25 protein-coding genes and 1 rRNA gene are annotated in these 21,046 nt (G+C 63.1%); 16 read left to right on the top strand and 10 right to left on the bottom strand.

Annotation, left to right across the window (positions count from 1 at the left end; genetic code table 11):
* From rrf to ISS20_RS14160, 12 genes are all read left to right on the top strand, one after another.
* Nucleotides 1-89 (top strand): 5S ribosomal RNA (gene rrf / locus ISS20_RS14215); the annotation flags it as partial.
* Nucleotides 90-189: 100 nt separating this feature from the next.
* Nucleotides 190-942 carry a 16S rRNA pseudouridine(516) synthase gene (locus ISS20_RS14210; protein ID WP_291437620.1) on the top strand — a complete coding sequence of 251 codons (753 nt, stop codon included), beginning with the start codon at nt 190-192 and terminating at the stop codon, nt 940-942.
* A 273-nt stretch (nt 943-1,215) separates the two neighbouring features.
* Complete coding sequence (locus ISS20_RS14205; RefSeq protein ID WP_291437624.1) at nt 1,216-2,202, top strand: YncE family protein; 987 nt, start codon at nt 1,216-1,218, stop codon at nt 2,200-2,202.
* A 23-nt stretch (nt 2,203-2,225) separates the two neighbouring features.
* Nucleotides 2,226-3,047 (top strand): polysaccharide deacetylase family protein, encoded by an 822-nt coding sequence (locus ISS20_RS14200; RefSeq protein ID WP_291437618.1) that lies wholly within the window; start codon nt 2,226-2,228, stop codon nt 3,045-3,047.
* Between the two features lie 97 nt (nt 3,048-3,144).
* On the top strand, nt 3,145-4,158 hold the full coding sequence (locus ISS20_RS14195; RefSeq protein ID WP_291437616.1) for a sterol desaturase family protein: 1,014 nt from the start codon (nt 3,145-3,147) through the stop codon (nt 4,156-4,158).
* 35 nt (nt 4,159-4,193) lie between these two features.
* The gene (locus ISS20_RS14190) at nt 4,194-5,135 is read left to right on the top strand and encodes an EI24 domain-containing protein (protein ID WP_291437615.1); all 942 of its coding nucleotides are present in this window, start codon (nt 4,194-4,196) and stop codon (nt 5,133-5,135) included.
* Nucleotides 5,132-5,953 carry a molybdopterin-binding protein gene (locus ISS20_RS14185; protein ID WP_291437614.1) on the top strand — a complete coding sequence of 274 codons (822 nt, stop codon included), beginning with the start codon at nt 5,132-5,134 and terminating at the stop codon, nt 5,951-5,953. Before ISS20_RS14190 ends, ISS20_RS14185 begins: the two co-directional genes overlap by 4 nt.
* Before the next feature lie 172 nt (nt 5,954-6,125).
* The gene (gene glnA / locus ISS20_RS14180; protein WP_056637704.1) at nt 6,126-7,541 is read left to right on the top strand and encodes a type I glutamate--ammonia ligase; all 1,416 of its coding nucleotides are present in this window, start codon (nt 6,126-6,128) and stop codon (nt 7,539-7,541) included.
* 221 nt (nt 7,542-7,762) lie between these two features.
* On the top strand, nt 7,763-8,290 hold the full coding sequence (locus ISS20_RS14175) for a hypothetical protein (RefSeq protein ID WP_291437613.1): 528 nt from the start codon (nt 7,763-7,765) through the stop codon (nt 8,288-8,290).
* A gap of 81 nt (nt 8,291-8,371) precedes the next feature.
* Nucleotides 8,372-9,397: a nitrogen regulation protein NR(II) gene (glnL, locus tag ISS20_RS14170; protein WP_043566259.1), complete on the top strand. Its 1,026-nt coding sequence runs from the start codon at nt 8,372-8,374 to the stop codon at nt 9,395-9,397.
* 50 nt (nt 9,398-9,447) lie between these two features.
* Nucleotides 9,448-11,100 (top strand): nitrogen regulation protein NR(I), encoded by a 1,653-nt coding sequence (gene ntrC / locus ISS20_RS14165; RefSeq protein WP_291437612.1) that lies wholly within the window; start codon nt 9,448-9,450, stop codon nt 11,098-11,100.
* Between the two features lie 228 nt (nt 11,101-11,328).
* Complete coding sequence (locus tag ISS20_RS14160; protein ID WP_291437610.1) at nt 11,329-12,276, top strand: PA2169 family four-helix-bundle protein; 948 nt, start codon at nt 11,329-11,331, stop codon at nt 12,274-12,276.
* 179 nt (nt 12,277-12,455) lie between these two features.
* Here ISS20_RS14160 and xth read toward each other — a convergent pair whose 3' ends face one another.
* From xth to ISS20_RS14110, 10 genes are all read right to left on the bottom strand, one after another.
* Entirely contained in the window at nt 12,456-13,235 is a 780-nt protein-coding gene (gene xth / locus ISS20_RS14155) for an exodeoxyribonuclease III (RefSeq protein WP_291437609.1), read from the bottom strand.
* 117 nt (nt 13,236-13,352) lie between these two features.
* Nucleotides 13,353-13,550, bottom strand: a complete 198-nt coding sequence (locus ISS20_RS14150; protein ID WP_291437607.1) for a helix-turn-helix domain-containing protein — start codon at nt 13,548-13,550, stop codon at nt 13,353-13,355.
* Nucleotides 13,547-13,756 carry a hypothetical protein gene (locus tag ISS20_RS14145; RefSeq protein WP_291437605.1) on the bottom strand — a complete coding sequence of 70 codons (210 nt, stop codon included), beginning with the start codon at nt 13,754-13,756 and terminating at the stop codon, nt 13,547-13,549. The genes ISS20_RS14150 and ISS20_RS14145 overlap by 4 nt, the downstream gene beginning before the upstream one ends.
* Nucleotides 13,753-14,139 carry a hypothetical protein gene (locus tag ISS20_RS14140; protein ID WP_291437603.1) on the bottom strand — a complete coding sequence of 129 codons (387 nt, stop codon included), beginning with the start codon at nt 14,137-14,139 and terminating at the stop codon, nt 13,753-13,755. Before ISS20_RS14140 ends, ISS20_RS14145 begins: the two co-directional genes overlap by 4 nt.
* Nucleotides 14,136-14,483, bottom strand: a complete 348-nt coding sequence (locus ISS20_RS14135) for a hypothetical protein (RefSeq protein ID WP_291437601.1) — start codon at nt 14,481-14,483, stop codon at nt 14,136-14,138. The genes ISS20_RS14140 and ISS20_RS14135 overlap by 4 nt, the downstream gene beginning before the upstream one ends.
* 192 nt (nt 14,484-14,675) lie before the next feature.
* Nucleotides 14,676-15,608: a radical SAM protein gene (locus tag ISS20_RS14130; protein ID WP_291437599.1), complete on the bottom strand. Its 933-nt coding sequence runs from the start codon at nt 15,606-15,608 to the stop codon at nt 14,676-14,678.
* Nucleotides 15,609-15,669: 61 nt separating this feature from the next.
* Entirely contained in the window at nt 15,670-15,963 is a 294-nt protein-coding gene (locus ISS20_RS14125) for a hypothetical protein (RefSeq protein ID WP_291437597.1), read from the bottom strand.
* Nucleotides 15,950-16,315: a hypothetical protein gene (locus tag ISS20_RS14120; protein ID WP_291437595.1), complete on the bottom strand. Its 366-nt coding sequence runs from the start codon at nt 16,313-16,315 to the stop codon at nt 15,950-15,952. Before ISS20_RS14120 ends, ISS20_RS14125 begins: the two co-directional genes overlap by 14 nt.
* Nucleotides 16,308-16,451 (bottom strand): hypothetical protein, encoded by a 144-nt coding sequence (locus tag ISS20_RS14115; RefSeq protein WP_291437593.1) that lies wholly within the window; start codon nt 16,449-16,451, stop codon nt 16,308-16,310. The genes ISS20_RS14120 and ISS20_RS14115 overlap by 8 nt, the downstream gene beginning before the upstream one ends.
* Nucleotides 16,448-17,341 carry a hypothetical protein gene (locus tag ISS20_RS14110; RefSeq protein ID WP_291437591.1) on the bottom strand — a complete coding sequence of 298 codons (894 nt, stop codon included), beginning with the start codon at nt 17,339-17,341 and terminating at the stop codon, nt 16,448-16,450. Before ISS20_RS14110 ends, ISS20_RS14115 begins: the two co-directional genes overlap by 4 nt.
* Between ISS20_RS14110 and ISS20_RS14105 the strand changes: the two genes are divergently transcribed.
* From ISS20_RS14105 to ISS20_RS14090, 4 genes are all read left to right on the top strand, one after another.
* Nucleotides 17,340-19,217, top strand: coding sequence for a hypothetical protein (locus tag ISS20_RS14105; RefSeq protein ID WP_291437589.1), 1,878 nt, complete (start codon nt 17,340-17,342; stop codon nt 19,215-19,217). The two genes, ISS20_RS14110 and ISS20_RS14105, sit on opposite strands and share 2 nt — an antisense overlap.
* Before the next feature lie 110 nt (nt 19,218-19,327).
* Nucleotides 19,328-19,618: a hypothetical protein gene (locus ISS20_RS14100; RefSeq protein WP_291437587.1), complete on the top strand. Its 291-nt coding sequence runs from the start codon at nt 19,328-19,330 to the stop codon at nt 19,616-19,618.
* A 265-nt stretch (nt 19,619-19,883) separates the two neighbouring features.
* Nucleotides 19,884-20,204, top strand: a complete 321-nt coding sequence (locus tag ISS20_RS14095) for a hypothetical protein (RefSeq protein ID WP_291437586.1) — start codon at nt 19,884-19,886, stop codon at nt 20,202-20,204.
* Between the two features lie 58 nt (nt 20,205-20,262).
* The coding region (locus ISS20_RS14090; protein ID WP_291437584.1) for a DUF4043 family protein at nt 20,263-21,046 on the top strand (784 nt) is incomplete at its 3' end.

Here is a 21,046-nt window from a genome sequence, read left to right as displayed (position 1 = left end):
CCACTCCTTCCCATCCCGAACAGGACAGTGAAACGACTTTGCGCCGATGATAGTGCGGGTTCCCGTGTGAAAGTAGGTCATCGTCAGGCTCTTACAGCCCAGAAAACCCCAGTCTACAAAGACTGGGGTTTTTTGCTTTCCAGGCGCACAAACATCATCCCTTCTCGCTGACCCTCCCGGGTATTGACCATGCAACTACAAGACATTCTGTATTCCCAAGGTTTTGGTACGCGTCGTGTTTGCGCAGGCCTTATTCAGCAGGGATGGGTCTCGGTGCGTGAGGCATCTTCGCCCAATGCCGAGTATGTGCTTTGCACGGAGGCAGCCGCCGATTTTGAGCCCGAAGGGCTCCAGCTACGTGTGCAGGGAGTGGATTGGCCGTTCCAGGCCAAAGCCTATGTGCTGCTTCACAAGCCCGTCGGCACGGAATGCTCTCAAAAGCCTTCCACGTACCCCAGTATTTACACGCTCCTGCCTCCGCCCTTGCGCCAGCGGCCCACCAAGAGTGCCGTACAAGGAGTGCAGGCGGTGGGGCGTCTTGATCAGGACACAACGGGTATGTTGCTACTCAGCGATGACGGGCAGTTTATTCATCGCTTGAGTTCGCCCAAGAAGCATGTGCCGAAGGTTTACCAAGTAACGACCAAACATCCCGTGGACGAGGTACAAGTGTCGAAATTGTTGGCGGGAGTTGTGCTGGACGATGACCCCAAGCCGGTGCGTGCTGCAAATTGCGCCATCGTGGATTCACATCGCTTGGATATGACGCTGACCGAGGGCAAATACCACCAGGTCAAGCGGATGATTGCAGCGGTTGGCAATAGGGTAGAGGGGCTGCACCGCTCTCGCATTGGGGGGATGGATTTGCCTGCAGATCTGGAGCCCGGGCAATGGCGATGGCTGGATGCCTCGGATCTGGCACTGTTGAATAGCAACGCTTGAGCGTCGCGTCCACAGTGTGTCCCTTGTCGTCTGGCGGGGAGCGCCCAGCCTAGGCGCCATGCCTCCAATCGAGGATGCCTCGGCTGTCTAGGCCGAGAGCGCTTTGCCCACGAGCAATGACCGTATCCTGTGGTGAGACTGTGCATTCTCTGCTCCGCAAATACCGGGATGACTTTGATCAAAGAGTGCACGATCACCTTGGTGTTACGTGTTGTCGCTCAGAACCACGGCAGGTGCGGCGCTACACTCCAAGGCTGTGTTGAAAGTGGTTTTGTGAAGATTCTCTCGATTGCACGCATTTGCGTTGTGGCCCTTGGCGGGTTGTGGTATTCCGTGGCCAGTGTGGCGGCGGGCGCACCGCCCCTTTTTGTTCTCAATTCGCTGGAGGCCAACGTCAGCGTCATCGACCCGGTGACCTGGACCGAGACCACCCGAATTCCCACGGGCAAAGAACCGCATCATCTGTATCTGACGCCCGATGAAAAGTCGATCATCGTGGCCAACGCGCTCGGTGACACGCTGACGTTTGTGGACCCCCGTACCGCCGAGGTGCAGCGTACCGTACGTGGGATTGTGGACCCCTACCATCTGCGATTCAGTCCCGACATGAAATGGTTCATCACGGCCGCCAACCGTCTGAATCACGTGGACTTTTACCGCTGGGACGGCAAGGACCTGACCTTGGTGCAGCGCGTGGCCACATCGCGCACCCCTAGCCATCTGTGGATCGACAGCCGCAGCACCACCGTCTATTCGACCATGCAGGACAGTGATGAACTCGTGGCCATCGAAATCGCCACCCAGACCATCAAGTGGCGCGTCAAAACAGGGCCCATGCCTGCCGATGTATATGGCAGCCCTGATGGCAAACACCTGTTTGTAGGGCTTACGGGTGGGGACAGCGTGGAGGTGTTCGATATCTCCGGGCGTGAAGCGATCAGCGTGAAGCGGATCAAGACAGGCAACGGTGCTCACGCCTTTCGTGCCGCTGGCGACGGGCGACACCTTTATGTGAGCAACCGCGTGGCCAACTCGATCAGCAAGATCGACATGAATACCCAGCAGGTCGTCGAGTCGTACCCTGTGCCGGGCGGGCCCGATTGCATGGATGTTTCGGCGGATGGCCGCTATATCTACGTCAGTTCGCGTTGGGCCCGGAAGCTGTCAGTGGTGGACACACAGGCAAAGAAGGTGGTGCGCCAGGTCAACGTGGGTAAATCGCCCCACGGCGTATGGACCCTGCAGCACGCGCCACGTTGAGCGCTGTACAGCCGGTCAGAGGTATGTTCCTCAGCGCTTTTCGTGCACCACGCAGCAGGCGTTGCAATGCTATTTTATTGATAGCTGTTTGGGCATGTTCCACTAGCGCTACCGCGCAAAATGACTGCAAAAAGCCCCTGTACCTGACCTTTGACACTGGCCACATGGAGGTGGCGCCTTTGGTGGCTGAGGTGCTCAAGCGCCAGCAGGTGCACGTGACCTTCTTTGCTGCCAACGAGCGCACGAAGGAAGGCGATGGAAGTCTGGGAGACCATTGGGCTCCATGGTGGCGTGCACGCGCTGCGGAGGGCCATGAGTTGGCCTCCCACACCTGGAACCACACCTACTGGCGTGCCGATGCTGGCAGCGCGCCGCATCCGGCGTTTCGGGTCCGTCCCTCAGCGGGACCGCGTGAGGGTCAAAGCTTCGTGATGTCGGCCGCTGAATACTGCGAAGAAATTACCCGTGCTGCGGATCGTTTGAAGGCCATTTCCAGCAAGACGCCTTTGCCCCTGTTCCGCGCGCCTGGCGGCAAGACCTCTGCACAATTGATTGCCAGCGCGAAGGCCTGCGGTTACGCGCATGTGGGTTGGTCGCCTGCCGGCTTCTTAGGGGATGAGTTGCCCAGTGAGACGGCCAGCAACACCGCGCTGCTGAACAAGGCGCTGCGTGATGTGCGCAGTGGCGACATCCTGCTGGCGCACCTGGGGATCTGGTCGCGCAAGGACGCCTGGGCGCCTGCTGTGCTGGAGCCTTTGATTGAAGGACTCAAGCAGCGAGGGTTTTGCTTTCGCACCTTGCGGGATCATCCTGACTATGCGGCCGCAGCGGCTCAGGTTCGCTAGATGGGCTGTGGGGTCAAGTTCAATTGCGCGCGCAGTGGCTGAGGACGCACGCGCCGCTTGTTTGCATGAATAACCAGGTGCCAGGGAGCGCGACACAATGGGATGGCTAGGCGGTGTATTTGACAGCGTACAGCAATGGCTTTTTGAGAGCGTGCTGCAGCCGCTGATGTTCACCACAGGGCTGGCCAGCCTGCTGGAGAACGGCTATGAGGCCTCCGGCTGGCTGCTGGTGGGATTGCTGCAGCTGGTGGTCATCGTGGCTGTGATTGGCCCCATGCAGCACTGGTGGCCGGTGGAGCAGGTCAATGACCGCGCCACCATCCGCACTGACATCCTCTACACCCTGATTCACCGGCTGGGCCTGTTCCGGCTGGCGCTGTTTTTCACGGTGGATCCGCTGGCGGATTCACTGTTTGGTGCCTTGCGTGTGGCGGGTGTCAGCACGTTCCAGCTCGACGGCCTCTGGCCGGGTGTGACGGACATCTCCTGGGTCAGTTTGCTGCTGTATCTGGTGGTGTTCGATTTTGTGGATTACTGGATCCACCGGGGGCAGCATCACTTCGAGTGGTGGTGGCGCCTGCATTCGCTGCACCATGCGCAGCGGCAGATGACGATGTGGAGCGACAACCGCAACCACCTGCTCGACGATCTCCTGCGCGACGTGATTCTGGTGACGGTGGCGCAGCTGATTGGTGTTGCTCCTGGGCAGTTCATTGCTATCGTGGCCATTACCCAGCTCAGCGAGAGCTTTCAGCACGCCAACGTGCGGCTGTGGTTTGGTCAGGTGGGTGAGCGGCTCTGGATCAGCCCCCGGTTTCACCGCCGGCACCATAGCATCGGTATTGGCCACGAGACGGTCAAGCCTTCGGCCGAGGCAACATCGGACCAACCGGCAACGCTACCGCGCGTGGTACTCGGCGGGCATAACTTTGGGGTGCTTCTGCCTTGGTGGGACATGCTGATGGGCACGGCTAACTTTGAAAAGCGCTTTGACCCCACGGGCGTGCGCGACCAGGTCGAGCCGGGCCCCGATGGCCGTGTGCGCGACTACGGCGCGGGGTTCTGGTCCCAGCAATGGCGGGGCGTACTGAGGTTGCTGGGCAAGGCCTGAGTGGCCTGGCGGGCGCTGCCTGTATGCTTGCCGCCATGGGATTACTGCTTGATTCTTTCTGGCGTGCCGCCGCCTATTGCCTGCGTCCGCGGGTGATTGCGCTGTCGCTCTTGCCTCTTTTCTTGATGGCCGTTTTGGCACTCGGCCTGGGTTATTTCTACTGGGACGCGGCGGTGCAGGGGATGCGCGCGTTGCTCGATGCGTCCTCGTTGCTGGCCAGCGTCTGGGGTTGGCTTCAGGGCTGGGGCCTGGGGGATGTGACTGCTGTCATGGCGCCGTTGATGGTGGTGCTGGCCGTGGCGCCTGTCCTGGTGGTGGTGTCGCTGCTGGCCGTAGCGGTGCTCATGACCCCCTCCCTGGTGGCCTTGGTGGCTGCGCGGCGTTTTCCGGATCTGGAGCGCAAGAAGGGCGGGTCCTTCATTGCGAGTGTGGCTTGGTCGGTAGGGTCCACGGTGCTGGCGCTGGTGGCGCTGGTGGTGTCTGTTCCGCTGTGGCTGGTGCCGCCGCTGGTGCTCATCCTGCCACCACTGATCTGGGGTTGGCTGACCTACCGGGTGATGGTGTTCGACGCCCTGGCGGACCATGCCAGCAAGGAAGAGCGCCTAGAGATATTCCGCCGCCATCGCAGCAGCCTGCTGGGCATTGGCATCGTCACGGGCTACCTGGGGGCTGCGCCCAGCATTGTGTGGGCCTCGGGCGTGGTGTTTGCTGCCGCGTTTTTTGTGCTGGTGCCGCTGGCGATCTGGATCTACACCCTGGTATTCGCTTTTTCCTCGCTGTGGTTCACGCACTATGGACTGGCTGCCCTGCAGCGCTTGCGGGCCGAGCGGGCCATGATGGCGCCGATGACCGGGCCCGCCCCATTGGCCGAAGCGACCCTGCGTCCCACAGACGCGCCAGCTCTGAACACGGCGGCCCCCCCAGCGCCCGCGCTGCCGCCCCCTGCAAATCCGCACCCTGGAGACAATGCACCATGACCCCCACCTTTGGCCTCATCATCGTGGGCGACGAGATCCTTTCGGGCAAACGGGCCGACAAGCACATGCCCAAGGTGATCGAGCTGTTGTCGGCGCGTGGCCTCTCGCTGGCCTACGCCGACTATGTGGGTGACAGCCCGGACCGCATCACCGCCACGCTGCAGCGCGCATTTGCATCGTCCGATGTGGTGTTCTCGTGTGGAGGCATTGGCGCGACGCCTGACGACCACACGCGGCAATGCGCTGCACGCGCCCTGGGACGCGACCTGGCCTTGCATCCAGAGGCTGAGGCCCTGATCCGCGAACGCATGCAGGATGTGGCGCGCGAGCAGGGCGTGCCTTATGAGCCCGACCGGTCCGACAACGTACATCGCCTCAACATGGGCATGTTTCCAGTGGGTGCGCGCATCATTCCCAATCCCTACAACAAGATCCCCGGTTTCCGTTGCGACGGGGCTGGGGGCGGTGCAGTGCACTTCGTTCCGGGCTTTCCTGTCATGGCGTGGCCCATGATCGAGTGGGTGCTGGAGCAGTACTACGCAGCCCATTTCAACCGAGCACCGCAGACTGAGCAGTCGGTGGTGGTTTATGGCGCGATGGAGGCAGCATTGACGCCCCTCATGGAGCAGATTGAAAAATCGCACCCTGATGTGCGGGTGTTCAGTTTGCCCAGCGTAGATCATCCACAATACGGGCGGCATATCGAACTGGGTGTCAAAGGGCCCGCGTCCTCGGTGCCTGCTGCATGGCAGGCTTTGAAAACAGGATTGCACGAATTTGGTGCAAATTGCGGCCCTGAATTGGTGCGCAACCTGTGAGACTCAGATTTGGTAGATGGGTTGCACTGTATTGGTGCAATTTGGCGCACGCCATGCCGACGTGTCCCGGGTAGCGCTCCTTCATAGTGCGGTACTGCACTCGGCTGGCACGCAAACTGCTTTTATTTCGGCAAACTCTTTTTTCAACAAGCGCTTTATCCAGGAGAACCTGATGGCCAAGACCGTTGCAGACGTGATGAAGATGGTGAAGGAGAACGAAGTCAAGTTCGTTGACTTCCGTTTCACCGATACCCGTGGCAAACAACAGCACACCACGGTGCCCGTCTCTCACTTCGACGAAGACAAGTTCACTTCGGGCCATGCCTTTGATGGTTCGTCGATCGCCGGTTGGAAGGGCATTGAAGCCTCCGACATGCAGCTGATCCCCGACCCCAGCACGGCCAACATCGATCCGTTCTTTGAAGAAACGACGCTGATCCTGACCTGCGACGTGATCGAGCCCACCGACGGCAAGGCCTACGACCGCGACCCCCGCTCCATCGCCAAGCGCGCTGAAGCCTACCTGAAGGCATCTGGCCTGGGCGACACGGCCTACTTCGGTCCCGAGCCAGAATTCTTCATCTTCGACGGCGTGCGCTGGAGCACCGAGCCCAACCACACGTTCTACGAAATCGAAGAGTACGAAGCCCCCTGGAACACGGGCGCCAAGCTCGAAGGTGGCAACCGTGGCCACCGTCCCACCGTCAAGGGCGGCTACTTCCCAGTGCCTCCTGTTGACAGCACGCAAGACATGCGCGCCGAGATGTCCCTGATCCTCGAGTCCCTGGGCATTCCGGTCGAAGTGTTCCACCACGAAGTGGCGGGTGCTGGTCAGAACGAAATCGGCACCCGTTTCAGCACGCTGGTTGAGCGCGCTGACTGGACCATCCTGCAAAAGTACGTGATCCACAACGTGGCCAACGCCTATGGCAAGACCGCCACGTTCATGCCCAAGCCTTACCACGGCGACAACGGCTCCGGCATGCACGTGCACCAGTCCGTCTGGAAGGACGGCAAGAATCTGTTTGCTGGCGACGGCTATGCCGGTCTGTCGGACTTCGCGCTGTACTACATCGGCGGCATCATCAAGCACGCACGTGCCCTGAACGCCATCACCAACCCCGGTACCAACAGCTACAAGCGCCTGGTGCCCCACTTTGAGGCCCCGGTGAAGCTGGCCTACTCTGCCAAGAACCGTTCTGCTTCGATCCGTATTCCTTACGTGGCCAACCCCAAGGGCCGTCGCGTGGAAGCTCGCTTCCCCGATCCACTGATGAACCCCTACCTGGGCTTCGCTGCCCTGCTGATGGCTGGTCTGGACGGCGTGGAGAACAAGATCCATCCCGGCGAAGCCGCCACGAAGGACCTGTACCACCTGCCTCCAGAAGAAGACAAGCTGGTGCCCACTGTGTGCCACAGCCTGGACCAGGCCCTGGAACACCTGGACAAGGACCGTGCGTTCCTGACCAAGGGTGGCGTGTTTACCGACAGCATGATCGACGCCTACATCGATCTGAAGATGAATGAAGTGACCCGCTTCCGCATGGCCGTGCACCCTGTCGAGTACGACATGTATTACTCCCTGTAATCGTCTGCCTGCAGACCATTGCTCAAAAAAGGCGGCGCAAGCCGCCTTTTTTCATGGGCGGGCGGAGGCGCTACAGGCGCCGAACGCGTGCGGCGGAACCAAGACGCCAGGTGTTGCATCCGTATACACAGCCCTTCAAGGGTCTGCCCTTGTTGGATTGGAGATGTAGGGTGATTGGGGGATACTCCCCTGTCCCCTGCATGTCAGTGCGAGGAAACCGAATGAATAAAACGCTCATCACCCTGCTCCTCATCGCCGCCACCGTTCCCGCAGTCCAGGCGCAAGACCGCATCTACCGTTGCGGCAACGAATACACCAACAATGCCCAGCAAGCCAAGGAGCGCGGCTGCAAGCTGGTAGAGGGGGGCAACGTTACCGTGGTGCAGGGCACCCGCCCAGCGTCTGCCGCAGCGCCTGCTACCAGTGGCGGTGGCGCCGCTGCCACATCTTCCGCTACATCGCCCGCCACGGCGCCCCGCGTGAGCAACAACGAGCAAAAGTCCCGCGACTCGGACGCACGCGCCATCCTGGAGTCCGAGTTGCGCAAGGCGGAAACGCGCCATGCCGAACTGCTCAAGGAATACAACAACGGCGCCCCCGAGCGCAACGCACTCGATCTGCGCAACCCCCAGCGCTACACCGAACGCACGGCCGAACTCAAGGCCAGTGTGGCCCGCAGCGAGAGTGACATTGCGGGTATCAAGCGCGAGATCGCCCGCCTGCCGGCCCCTGCTGCGCCCACCAACTGACAGCGGTGATTGCGTGTGAGTGCCCCTTCTTCCTCCGACCTTCCCGGCACTGACACCGGGCGTTTTCATTCCCTGGACCTGATGTCCACCCTGGTGGCGGTGCTGCGCGCTGACGATGGCGCGGTGCAGTTTGCCAATGCCGCCCTGGAGAACACGCTGGGCCTCTCGCGCCGCACCCTGGAGGGGGCGGACTTCTCCACCTTTTTTACCGACCCGGCACTGCTGCAGACCGCCCTGGCGGGCGCACGGGGCAAGGACTTTGCCGCGCTGCGCTACGAAGCCAGCCTGAAGCGCCTGCACCAGGACCCTGTGCCCGTGCATGTCAACGTGGCCGATGCCGAACAGGTGGGCGAAATATTGGTGGAGCTGTGGCCGTTGGAGCAGCAGGCCCGCCAAGACCGCGAAGAGCGCCTGCGCGACCAGGCGCAGGCCAACAAGGAGCTGATCCGCAACCTGGCCCACGAGATCAAGAATCCGCTGGGCGGCATCCGTGGTGCCGCGCAACTGCTGGAGATGGAGCTCGACAACCGGGAGCTCACCGAATACACCCAGGTGATCATTCACGAGGCCGACCGTCTGCAAAGCCTGGTGGACCGGCTACTCGCGCCCCATCGCCACCCGCACCTGGTGGGCGATGTGAACATCCACGAAGTGTGCGAGCGTGTGCGCTCGCTGGTGCTGGTCGAATACCCGCAGGGCCTCAAGGTTCAGCGCGACTACGACACCTCCATTCCCGAGTTTCGGGGGGACCGCGCGCAGCTCATTCAGGCGGTGCTGAACATCGTGCAGAACGCGGCCCAGGCGCTGTCAGAGCGCATTGCCAAGGGCGACGCCGTGATCACGCTGCGCACGCGTGTGGCCCGCCAGGTCACGTTCGGCCGGCAGCGCTACCGGCTGGCACTGGAATTGCATGTCATCGACAACGGACCGGGCGTACCCGATGCCATCAAGGAGCGGATTTTTTATCCGCTGGTGTCGGGTCGGGACGGCGGATCAGGGCTGGGGCTGACGTTGGCGCAAACCTTCGTGCAGCGTCACCACGGGTTGATCGAATGCGACAGCGTACCGGGTCGCACCGACTTCCGCATCCTGATCCCGCTGCCCTGAAGCGCACGATGGTCCCTGACACGCAACCACAGGGAAGGTAAGAAAAACATATGAAGCCGATCTGGATAGTAGATGACGACCCCTCGATCCGCTTCGTCCTGGAAAAGGCGCTGGCCCGCGAGAACCTGCCCACGCGTAGTTTCACGCACCCGCGCGAAGTGCTGGACGCACTGGCCGATGTCACCGCAGGCGACCCCGCGCGCCAGGGCCCCCAGGTTCTGGTGAGCGACATCCGCATGCCCGGAGGATCGGGCCTGCAACTGCTCGAGAAGGTGCGCGAGCTGCAGCCCGGCCTGCCCGTCATCATCATGACGGCGTACTCCGACCTCGACAGCGCGGTGTCGGCCTTTCAGCGCGGAGCGTTTGAATACCTGCCCAAGCCGTTTGACCTGCCCAAGGCGGTGGAGCTGATCCGCCGCGCGGTGGAAGAAAGCCAGCGGGAGGAAGTCACCGAAGAGCGCCAGACCGCGACCCCCGAAATGCTGGGCCAGGCGCCCGCCATGCAGGACGTGTTCCGCGCCATCGGGCGGCTGTCGCAAAGCCAGGTCACGGTGCTCATCACCGGCGAATCGGGCTCGGGCAAGGAGCTGGTGGCCCGCGCGCTGCACAAGCACTCGCCGGTGGCAGACGGCCCCTTTGTGGCCATCAACACTGCCGCCATTCCCAAGGACCTGCTGGAGAGCGAACTCTTCGGCCATGAGCGCGGCGCCTTCACCGGCGCCCAGACCCAGCGGCGCGGCCGCTTCGAGCAGGCCGAGGGCGGTACGCTGTTCCTCGATGAAATCGGCGACATGCCGTTTGATTTGCAGACGCGCCTGCTGCGCGTGTTGTCCGACGGCCAGTTCTACCGCGTCGGCGGCCACGCAGCCGTCAAGGCCCATGTGCGCGTGATTGCGGCCACCCACCAGAACCTGGAGCAGCGCGTCAAGGAAGGCGGCTTTCGCGAGGACTTGTTCCACCGCCTCAACGTGATCCGCCTGCGCCTGCCCGCGCTGCGCGAGCGGCATGAAGACGTGCCCATGCTCACGCGCCATTTTCTGCAGCAAAGCGCACGGCAGCTGGGCGTCGAGCCCAAGCGCATTGCCGATTCGGCGCTGGCGCGGCTGGAGCAGTTTGCCTTCCCGGGCAATGTGCGCCAGCTGGAGAACATCTGCCACTGGCTCACAGTGATGGCGCCCGCGCAGGTGATCTCGCTGCAAGACCTGCCGCCCGAGGTGCTGGAAGCACCCGTGTACCAGCCGCCCATGCGCGCACCGGTGAGTGCGGAGCCTACTGCGGCCACGGTGACATCGATGCCGGTGGCGCCGCTGGCCCCCGTTGCACCGCTGGCCCCGGTGGTTCAGATGCCTGCAGCACCGCTGCCCCCGTCTGAAATGGTGGGGGGGCTGCACCCCGCAGTGCCAGTGTCTGCGCCTGTGCTTGCAGCCGTGCCGTCCTGGTCGGCCGACGCCGCTGCAGCCCCCGTTGCCTCAGCCCATAGCTGGGAACAGGCACTGGAAACCGAAGCGCAAAAACTGCTCGCCGGGGGCCAGCCCGAGGTGTGGGACGCTCTCACGCGCCGCTTTGAATCGCGCCTGATCCGCACCGCGCTGCTTGCTACCCACGGGCGCCGCATGGAGGCCGCGCAGCGCCTGGGCATTGGGCGTAACACCATCACCCGCAAGATCCAGGAGCTGGGGCTGGACGCGCCGGATGAAGCATGAAAATGGCTGCATGCGCCTGTTGAATATGCGCTGGAAGCTATTGAATATGTAGCAAGCCAAGGCCACCCCTGCGCTGCAGGCGGTGGCCTGAAATACAGCCTTGATGTGCGCCCATCCCATCGCCTCGCGGCGGGCTATGTCCTACATGCAGGCCCTCCCTGGACCGACCCGGCACTCCGGAGGTGGCTTCAACAATGAAGTCACTGTCAACCAACCGGAGATGTTTCTATGTCGGATTTCAACGATGCCAACCGTGACCCATTGACCAACGAGCCGGGCGCACACCCCATCGGAACGGGCGTGGGGGCAGCCCTCGGAGGCGCTGCTGCCGGGGCTGCTGCGGGTGCCTTTGGCGGCCCTGTGGGCGCTGCCATCGGTGGCGTGGCGGGCGCAGTCGCTGGGGGCCTGGCGGGCAAAGCCGCCGCCGAGGCCGTGAACCCCACCGAAGAAGACGCCTACTGGCGCGAGGCCTACCACCGCGAACCCTACTACGTGGGGGGGCGCACCTATGACCAATACCGCCCGGCCTACGAGTTGGGCTGGTCGTCGGTGGGCCGCTACGAGGGCGAGTTTGATGCCATCGAGCCGCGGCTCGCCGATGACTGGCGTGCACGCCACGGCAGTGACGGCCTGGCCTGGACCGACGTGCGGCCCGCCACCCGTGCTGCTTGGGAGCGAGCAGCCAACCGCCGTGTACCAGCCGAAGACCGCACGCTGGACGTGATCGATAACGAAGACGTCGTCGATGTACTCAACGACCTGCTGGAGTCTGCGCGCGACGGCGAATACGGTTTCCATGCCTGTGCCGAGCACGCAGAGGCGGGCCAGCTCAAGGGCATATTTCAGCGCCACTCGCGCGAGTGTGCCGCTGCCGCCGTAGAGTTGGAGCACGAAATCCGCCGCTTGAATGGCGACCCCGCGCAGGGCGGCACCGTGGCTGGCGCGCTGCACAGGGGCTGGGTGTCGGTGAAGACCGCGTTGTCCACGCAGGACGACAAGGCCGTGCTGGAAGAGTGCGAACGTGGCGAAGACGCCGCCGTGGCACGCTACCGCAAGGCACTGAAGGCGACGCTGCCAGCCGACATCCGCATGCTGGTGGAGCGCCAGGCGCAAGGCGCCCAGCGCAACCATGACGAAGTGCGTGCGCTGCGCAACGGCTTTTCGACCCAGCGATAAGCGCTGAAGGACGCACGTCTGGAGCGCATGTGGCCCACGGGGCTGATGCGCTCGGACGGCGTCGCCAGAAGCAAAAACAAAGGCTGCCAGAGGTTTCCTCTGACAGCCTTTGCTTTTTTGCCGATACCGGGTGACCACTGCGTCCGTTGCGACTGCTGCGTCTGTGCCGCTCGGGGGTATCAGGCCACCATGGTGACCACCACCGGGGCGTGGTCGCTGGGCTGCGGGTTCTTGCGCGGAGCGCGGTCCACCACGCAGGCCGTCACCGTGGGCTTGAGCGCTTCGCTCACCAGGATGTGGTCGATGCGCAGGCCCCGGTTTTTCTGAAAGCCCAGCATGCGGTAGTCCCACCACGAGTAGCTTTTTTCGGGCTGCTCGAACATGCGGAAGGCGTCTGTCAGCCCCAGCGTCAGCAGCGCCTGGAAGTGGTTGCGCTCTTCGGTGGTGTGGTGGATGGTCTCGCGCAGGCCCTCGGGGTCGTACGAGTCGCGGTCTTCGGGGGCCACGTTGAAGTCGCCCACCAGCACCAGGCGGGGGTGGGCGGACATTTCGGCGCGCACCATGTCCTGCAGCGCCTGCAGCCAGCGCATCTTGTAGGCAAACTTTTCCGAGCCCGGCTCCTGGCCGTTGACGAAATAGCCATTGAGCAGGCGCAGCGGGCCCTCAGGTGTGTCCAGCGTGGCCGCGATGACGCGGGCCTGCTCGTCGCCAAAGCCTGGGATGTTGCGCACCACATCGCGCAGCGGGTGGCGGCTCAGGATGGCCACGCCGTTGTAGGTTTTCTGGCCGAAGGCGACGGCCTCGTAGCCCGCCTCTTTCAGCGCGTCGTGCGGAAACTTGTCGTCGGTGAGCTTGAGCTCCTGCAGGCACAGGGCATCGACCGGGTTGGTCGCCAGCCAGGCCAGTACCTGGGGCAGGCGCACCGACAGGGAGTTCACGTTCCAGGTGGCAATTTGCATTGGTTAAAAAATCTCTTTTAGATCAATGGGTTGTCGGCTTACTGGTGCCGATTTTTGGGCTAGCTACCCACCTGGCTACCCAAATTTTGTGCCCTGGGACAGCCGTGGGCAAAAGGCCTAACCGCCATTGTCGCCGCACCGAGACTCCAGGTAGTCATGGATGCTTTTCGCGGTGATTCGGCTGGCACGCTTGCCGACTTTCACCAGCGTCAAATGCTTGTCCTTGACCAGCCGGTAGATGGTTGCGCGTGAGACATCGAGCTTTGCGGCGGCGTGGTTGATTTGATAGGCGAGGGGGTGCTGTGCAGTGTTCATGTTGTTCTGGCTCCTGGCAATTCGCCGGTTGCGGGTAAGGCGAAGTACGCGGCGCCCGCATCGGTGGGGCGGTGGTCGATCCCTTGGAGCAGGCCCTTGCGGTGCAGGGCCTGCAGGGTGCGGTGGTCATTGGTGGGCGTCTGCCCCACCGTTGCGCGCCACAGCGCGTTGCGCTGGGCGGGCGAGAGTAAGGGGCGTTGGGTCATGCGCTGTCGAGCTTCGCGCGCATTTCGTCTTGGAACGCAGTACGCCAGTCAGCGGGCAGCCGGCCGCTTTTCACCAAATAGGCCAGTACCTCCTTGTCGTCATAGACGCGGTAAGGGGTGCCCCACTGGATGGCTGCCTGGTTGGTGATTTTGCGCAGCGACAGCGGGTATTTCTTGCGCCAGCCGATGGCAACGCGGGCCCTCTTGGGCCAAGTGAACGGCGTACCGCTGCCCCGGCTGGTGGTCCCCGACAGGGAAATGTCAAACCACCGCTGACCGTCCCAGTAGCGCACGGTTCGGATCTTGGACGTGTTGATGCGTGTCACGTACACGTCGGGCTTGTGCGGGGCGGTGGCGAGCCAGGTGTAGTCGGTCTTGCTCATACTGTAGTTCTCCCGTTCAGTTCGGCCAGGATGGCCCTGGCAATGGCTATGGCTTCGGCTCGCTGTCGCGACCAAGCCTCGTCTTTCCATGAATGACTCCGGTCTGTGTGCGGCGAGGATCTCTCCAGCGCTGCAAGCAGAATGCGGATCTGGTTTGCATGCTCGGGGCATCCATGAGGGTTTGCGCCCGGTGGGGTCCACCCGGCCGCAATCAGCTGGTCGCGCACGATCTGGTCTTGCAGGTTGGCCACTTGGCGGGAGACCTGGCCGTATATGTCGGTGTCATGGCCGATCAGGTCTTGGCCCAGCACTGGCGTGACCGTGACCATTGGTTTTTGGAACACGGGTTCCTTTCTCCCGGCGCAGCCAGGTGAAATGCGGGGGCATCCCCGCTGCTTGATAGGTGGCCCACAGCTCCGTGCCCGTGGGGCAGCGCTGCAGGTTGTTGGGGTTTCCGCCGGCGGCGCGGCAGGTGGGGCAGCTGGCGTGGTGTGCCTGGTAGGCCTTGTCTGCGGCGTTCCAGTCGGGGGAATTGGTCATGCAGTGCAGCGCGGCGCATGCACAATGGGGATGCTTCGGCCAATGCTGGGCCGTGCCAACTCGGGGTTGTTGCGCATCCAGTCCTGAACGAACCACAGCTGCCCGCAGCCGCCGCCAATGTCGTCCTGACCGGCTGGGTCGAAGCACCGCGTGCTGTACCCGTAGGCGTTCAACTTCTCCATGAAGTCCGTCGCCAACTGGCGCTGTCGGATGTTCGCCGCTGCCACCGATTCGTCGCGTTCGCACACCACGCTGATGGTTGCTTGCCACACGGCGGGGTTGAACAGGCCATAAATGCGCTGTGCGTCTTCTGGTGCGGTGTTGCGCTCATGTGCGCAGTAATTGAAGAAGGGCTGTCGGCCCGTGGCTTCAAACCAAAGCTCGCCTTCAGTGGCGATCTGTTCCAGGTTCAACTTTGCCTTGAACGGGATCAGCGCATTGCGGGCCTCGTCGGTGCTTTCGTGTACGCTGAACTGCAGGCCAACGGTTGGCACCTCGACTGACAGAGCGCGCACCCGTTCGTAGTCCACATCGGGCGCCGAAGTGCTGATAAGCAAGGCGAAGCGCGGGTAGAGCGCATGCAGCTTGCGGATGGCGTGCGACAGGCCGCCGAAGTTCAGCAGCGGCTCGCCCATACTCATGAACATGATCTGGCAGCGCTGCACGGCTTCGGGGTTGATGCCGCGATCTGCGAACAGGTGCTGCACCTGGGCCACGATCTCGTCGCTGGTCAAGCTGCGCACGAAAGCATCGCCAGCGCCACAGAACCTGCAGCCCACAGGGCAACCGCTCTGCGTGCTGCAGCAGATCACCGTGCGATCCTCATATGTTGGGTATTTGTAAAGGACGGCTTCCGCAACAGCGTTGCCAAAATCGAACACGTACTTGCTCACGTTTGCATCGCTGGAATCAATTCGTTTGACTTGCATATTGGTTCTCCAAAAAGAAAACCCCGCATGAGCGGGGCTGTTGATGGGGTGGGGGTGCCTGTCAGGCAGTGGGCGGCGGTGGCGCGAGGCGGGCGCGGCCTGCGGTGATGGCTGACAGCAGACGATCGAACTCTGCTGTCCATAGTGCTAATTCCCCACCCATGTTGAGCGCCTTAACGCCCTCCATCGCCTCCACCAGTTGCAGAATCAGCGCGTCGTCCTGCTTGCGCAGTGCGGTCAACTCATCAACACGTCGCGCCTCTGCTGCTGCGGCCATTTCCATGTGCGACAGGTCGCAGTCGGCGCATTTGCCAAGCTGGCGACCGTGCGGGCAGTCTCGTTCACTCAGCGCCATGCTGGCCTCCTTTGATGCGACGGCGCGCAGGCCGAAGCACATGACCGCCGTAAATGTTGCCCGAGAAAATTCCGTTCGGGTCGATGGCCCATGTCGTGGTGTCGTCCGATAGAAACTCATCAGCCGCCTCGATGCGGTCCACGCCAGATTGCAGCAGCCGGTACATCGGCACCGCCCCGGCCTGCGCCTGGGTGGGTGGGGTGCGGGTGTTCCACAGAACAGATGCCGCCTCAAAATCTCCGGCGGAGGGGCCTGCAACGCCGCATCCCATGCAAATCACTGCGTAGTACCCAGTGGGCTCCGGCTGATTCCCGCAAAACGGGCACCGCAGCAGTGCTGTCGGCTCAGTCATGGTTTGGTCCTTGCTTGCGGCCTTTGTATTCAACAATGCCCATGCGGTACGCCAGTGCCAGCAAACAACTATGCACCCACCAGCCGAACGTTGTCCCAAGTGAAAAATAGATTATTAGTAGGTATTCAAGCGTCATGTCGCACCTCCTTGCTTGCGGGCTGCGTCGCGGCACGCTTCGTCAGCGGTATCGCCTTGGCCCTGCGCCAGCACATTGCGGTCCGGGTTGACCACAGGCGGCATGCACAGGGGTTTGTCGGTGATCCATGCCATCCAGCCGGTCGCGCGGTGGTAGCACAGCTCGAAGTAGGCCGACTCGTTCTGGTCAAGGATCGCGGCATGCTCTGCAATCAGCGCTCGGATCGGGTCCGCATCCTCCAGCACGCTGTCTGCCGCCTGGGCGGGTGGGGTGGGCGCGGCGGCGAGCATGGCGTTATACCGATCCGCCATCATCGCCCTTGGTCCGTGGCGCATGTCCTGTGGGTACATGCGGCCTTCACAGGCTCGTCGTGCGGCGTCCAGCATCTCGTTGGTGGGATCAATTGGCACCCACTGCCATCCCGGCCCCGCTGGTGCCGTCACGCTGTCTGCCGGGGCACGGGCTGCGCGGAGCAGGGCGTCGGCTGCGTCGTACACGTACTGTTTCAGGTCGGTCTGGCCTTCCTTCACCGTGAATCCGTGCGCCATGAATATTTCACGGATGCGGGCGCGGTCCAGCACTGGCGCTGGCTGGCTGTCTGCCTGGGGCGTGGGGATGGCAAAGTCCACCTCGTCGCGCCAAACCAGCAGCCCATCCGCATCGGCGTGAGTTTCCTTCCCTATTAGGTCATTCCACTGCTGTACGGCAGGCTGGGGCGCTGCGGCAATCATCGCACGATAGATGGCCGCACGATCTGCGCCCTCTTGCCCTGGCATGTATGACAGGTCGATGTGATGGGCGGCCTGCACCATCTGGTCGGTCGGCTCCACAGGCACTAGCCGCAACCCAAATACCGCAGCCGATGGGGCGGGTTGCTGGGGCGCTTCCATGGCCGACTGGAACTGGTCCCAAGCCTTATCAACTGCTGCGCGCGCCAGCAACTCGCTGGAGTTCCCCTACAAGTGCCGCTACATCCACCGCAACGAGATTTGGTGGGACATGAAGTCCATTGAGCCCGACCTGTCGGACGCTCGCTGGCTCTACCGCCGCCGCTGGATCAGCCGCACACGGGCTGCGCGCATGTTCCCCAACCACGCCATCCTCATCATGAACGGCGCGGACAAGTGGATCGCGGAGTACAGCATCCAGGAGCTGGAGGGCGGCCAGTCCACCGGCCTGCAAGCTGCCGCCGAGGCACACCGGGCATGGACCACGGTGGAGGACGCCTACTACAACGAGGAAAACAAGACCGTCTGCATCACGGAGCTGTGGTACCGGCGCTGGGTGACGACCGTAATGCTCAAGATGAAGGATGGGCGTGCGGTGAAGTACGACCCGGCCAACCAGCTGCACCAAGCAGCGCTGTCGCTGGGCCGTGGCAAGCTGGTGGAGGAACTGCTGCCCGTGGTGCGCCGCAGCTATTGGATGGGACCGCATTGCCTGTTCGATGGCCCGAGCCCATACCCGCATCCGCACTTCCCCTATGTGCGCGTGGTGGCCGCCCAGGAAGACCTGACCGGGATTCCCTTCGGGCTGGTGCGCGACATGCTTTTCCCGCAGGACAACCTCAACAGCACGATCTCCAAGCTGCGCTGGGGCATGTCGGCGGTGGAGACGATTCGCACCAAGGGCGCCGTGGCCATGCCGGATGCGCAGTTCCGGCAGATGGCTTCCCGCGTGGATGCGGACTTTGTGCTGGACGCCGACCACATGGCGCAACAGGGGGCGAAGTTCGAGCGCAAGCGCGACTTCCAGCTCAACGCGCAGCACTTCCAGCTCATGCAGGACTCGCGCGCGGCAGCCAACGGCGTGTCGGGTGTGTCCCCATCGTTCAAGGGCCAGGAGGGCACGGCCACCAGCGGCGTGCAGGAGCAGACCCAAGTGGAGCAGTCCCAGGTATCGCTGGCCGACCTGATGGACAACTTCAAGGATGCCCGCGCCCTGGTGGGCGAAATGCTGCTGGCCCTCATCATCGAGGACATCGGCAAGGAGGAAACCGTGGTGGTGATCGAGGGCGACGTGCTCAACCCGCCACGCACGGTGGTGCTGAACAGCCCCGAGGTGGACCCGCACACCGGCATCGTGCTGCTGTCGAACGATGTGCAGCGCACGCGCCTCAAGGTGGCCTTGGAGGATGTGCCCAGCTCCAGCAGCTTCCGCGCCCAGCAGCTCAACGCGCTGTCGGAGTCGGTCAAGGCCGCTACACCGGAGATCCAGCAGGTGGTGATGCCGTTCATGATCGACCTCATGGACCTGCCCCGCAAGAAGGAGGTTGTGAAGGCCATCCGCGAGGCCCAGGGCCAGGCCGATCCCGAGGCCATCCGCGCCCAGGTCAAGCAGGAGCTGATGCACGACCTCAAGGAGCGCGAGGTGGCCGTGAAGGAGGCCGAAAGCGAGGCGCGCATTAAGCAGCTGATGGCCCAAGCGGTGCAAACCGGCGTGCAAGCTGCGTTCTCTGCTATGCAAGCAGGAGCGCAGGTAGCCATGAACCCCGCCATTGCACCTGTTGCTGACGAGGTGATGAAGGGCGCGGGCTACCAGCGGCCGAACCCTGGTGGCGATGACCCGAACTTTCCCACCGCTGGCGGTCTGCCAGTGGCGCCAGGTCCGGTACCGACCGGCGGCGCGGGTGGCGCGGCTGCAGAGCCAGGCGTGGCCGAGGTGCAGCAGAACACCAGCCCGGAATTCCCGCCCGTGCCACAAAAGGCAGGGCAGGGCATGCAGGGCATCGAGACACCCGCTGTGGCCGACAACCTGCCAGCATGACGCAACCGGCATAGGGCGCAGCGATCCGGCGCCGTGGCTTGACCATGAGGCCCTGCCCGCAACGGTCAGGGTTTCGCCGCAGCCACGGCACCATCACAGGAGTACCTGCCATGTCCCGCACTTCCCGTCTCTTCGCCATCGCCGCCATTGCCTGCGCTGCTGCCGCTGGCGCCTTCGCTTCGGCCGCCGTTGCCTCGCGCGACTATGTGGTGGCCGCAGTGCATCGCGCCTGGGACTTCGTGCTCCATGGCTTCCGCGTGAGTGTGGAGGTGCAGCGGATCAGCCCCAGCCAGGACAAGCCGCGCGTGCGGCTGGTGGCGGCCAAGGCCTTCATCATGCGCATGGCCAAACGCGAGCGCCCCCACGTCACCCCGCTGTGGCGCATGTGCCCGTCCACATAGGCCCAGCACATCCCGCTGACCAGAAAGCCGCCCCCCCGAGGCGGCTTTTTTGTGCCCGCCCAGCATAGGGCAGAGGGTTTTCGCCACACCCGTGAATACTCGTTTTCAAGCCCCCCGCTGTGAAGCGCCGGGCGAAACCGCACCGCTGTGAAGCGGCGCATATCCCGCAGCAGGAGAGCGGAAAGCCGGGGCGATGGCCCTGGCCAACCCTCGACCGCATGCCCAGTCAGGCCCAGCCGGATAGCTGGGATGGAGCACGCAGCAAATGGCACTCACACCTGCCGAACTTCTCGAAAAGGCCCTCAACGGCGAGTCGTTGGATGACGACCACGCTGACGAAGCTACGAAGACCACAACCACCCCGGAAGAGCCCACGGACAACAACACCGACGACGCAGCGGATGCTGCCAAGGCCGGTGCAGATGAACAGGGCGTCCCTCACTCGCTGTCGGAGATCGCGGGAGAGCAGCACCAGGACATCGCACAGCAGGTGATGGCTTCGGCTGGCACCGACCCCAACGCGCTCATCGAGCGCATGCAAGACATGTCGCCCGAGCAGATCGAGCGCGTGATGAACGCCATTTAGTTTTTGAAACCGGGCCGCTCGTGAGAGCCGCCCATCCGTCCCATTGAAGGAGGTCACTATGACCATGAACAGCCACGTACCGGCCGGTTCCGATAAGGCGATGTTTGTTCAGGCTGCGGGCATGTTTGCCCTGGCTGAAAACCGCGCCTCTCGTCTGGGCCAAATGTCCGGCCCCCTGCCCAAGGGCGAGGGGAAGGTAGCGGAAATGATCCGCAAGCAGTCCAGCTCCGATTTCCCCATCGTGAAGTGCATGGACTTGTCGCGCGGCACCGGCGACGAGGTGGAATTCCACTTTGTGCAGCCGACCAAGATGCGTCCCACCATGGGCTCGCGCATGGTCGAGGGCAAGGGTAAGGGCCTGGCATACGACAAGGCCCGCATCCGCGTGGATCAGGCGCGTATCCCCGTCAAGCTGGGCGACACCATGACGAACATCCGTTCGGCCGTGGACTTCACTCGCTTGGCACGCCCTGTGGCCCAGTCGCACGCCAATGCGTACATCGACCAGTCGATCCTGACCCACCTGGGCGGTGCTCGCGGTTTCCACGACAACATCGAGTGGCGCGTCCCCACCGAGGACGATCCCGAGTTTGCCGAAATGCTGGTGAACCCGGTGAAGGCCCCCACCAAGAACCGTCACTACCTGGCTGACGGTACCAACGGTGTGAAGGCTTTCAGCGTGAACACCGGCGATGTTGCTCTGGCAACCACGGACGACCTGAACATGAGCGTGGTGGACGCCGTTCGCACGCTCATCGAGTCGCTGCCCCTGCCTCCCCCCGCCGTGAAGATTCCCGGCGACATGGCCGCCGAGGACGAGCCGCTGCGCGCACTGCTGCTGT

Source organism: Acidovorax sp., from assembly GCF_016783915.1.
Taxonomy (GTDB): Bacteria; Pseudomonadota; Gammaproteobacteria; order Burkholderiales; family Burkholderiaceae_C; genus Acidovorax.
This window is presented reverse-complemented; position numbering and strand designations above follow the sequence as displayed.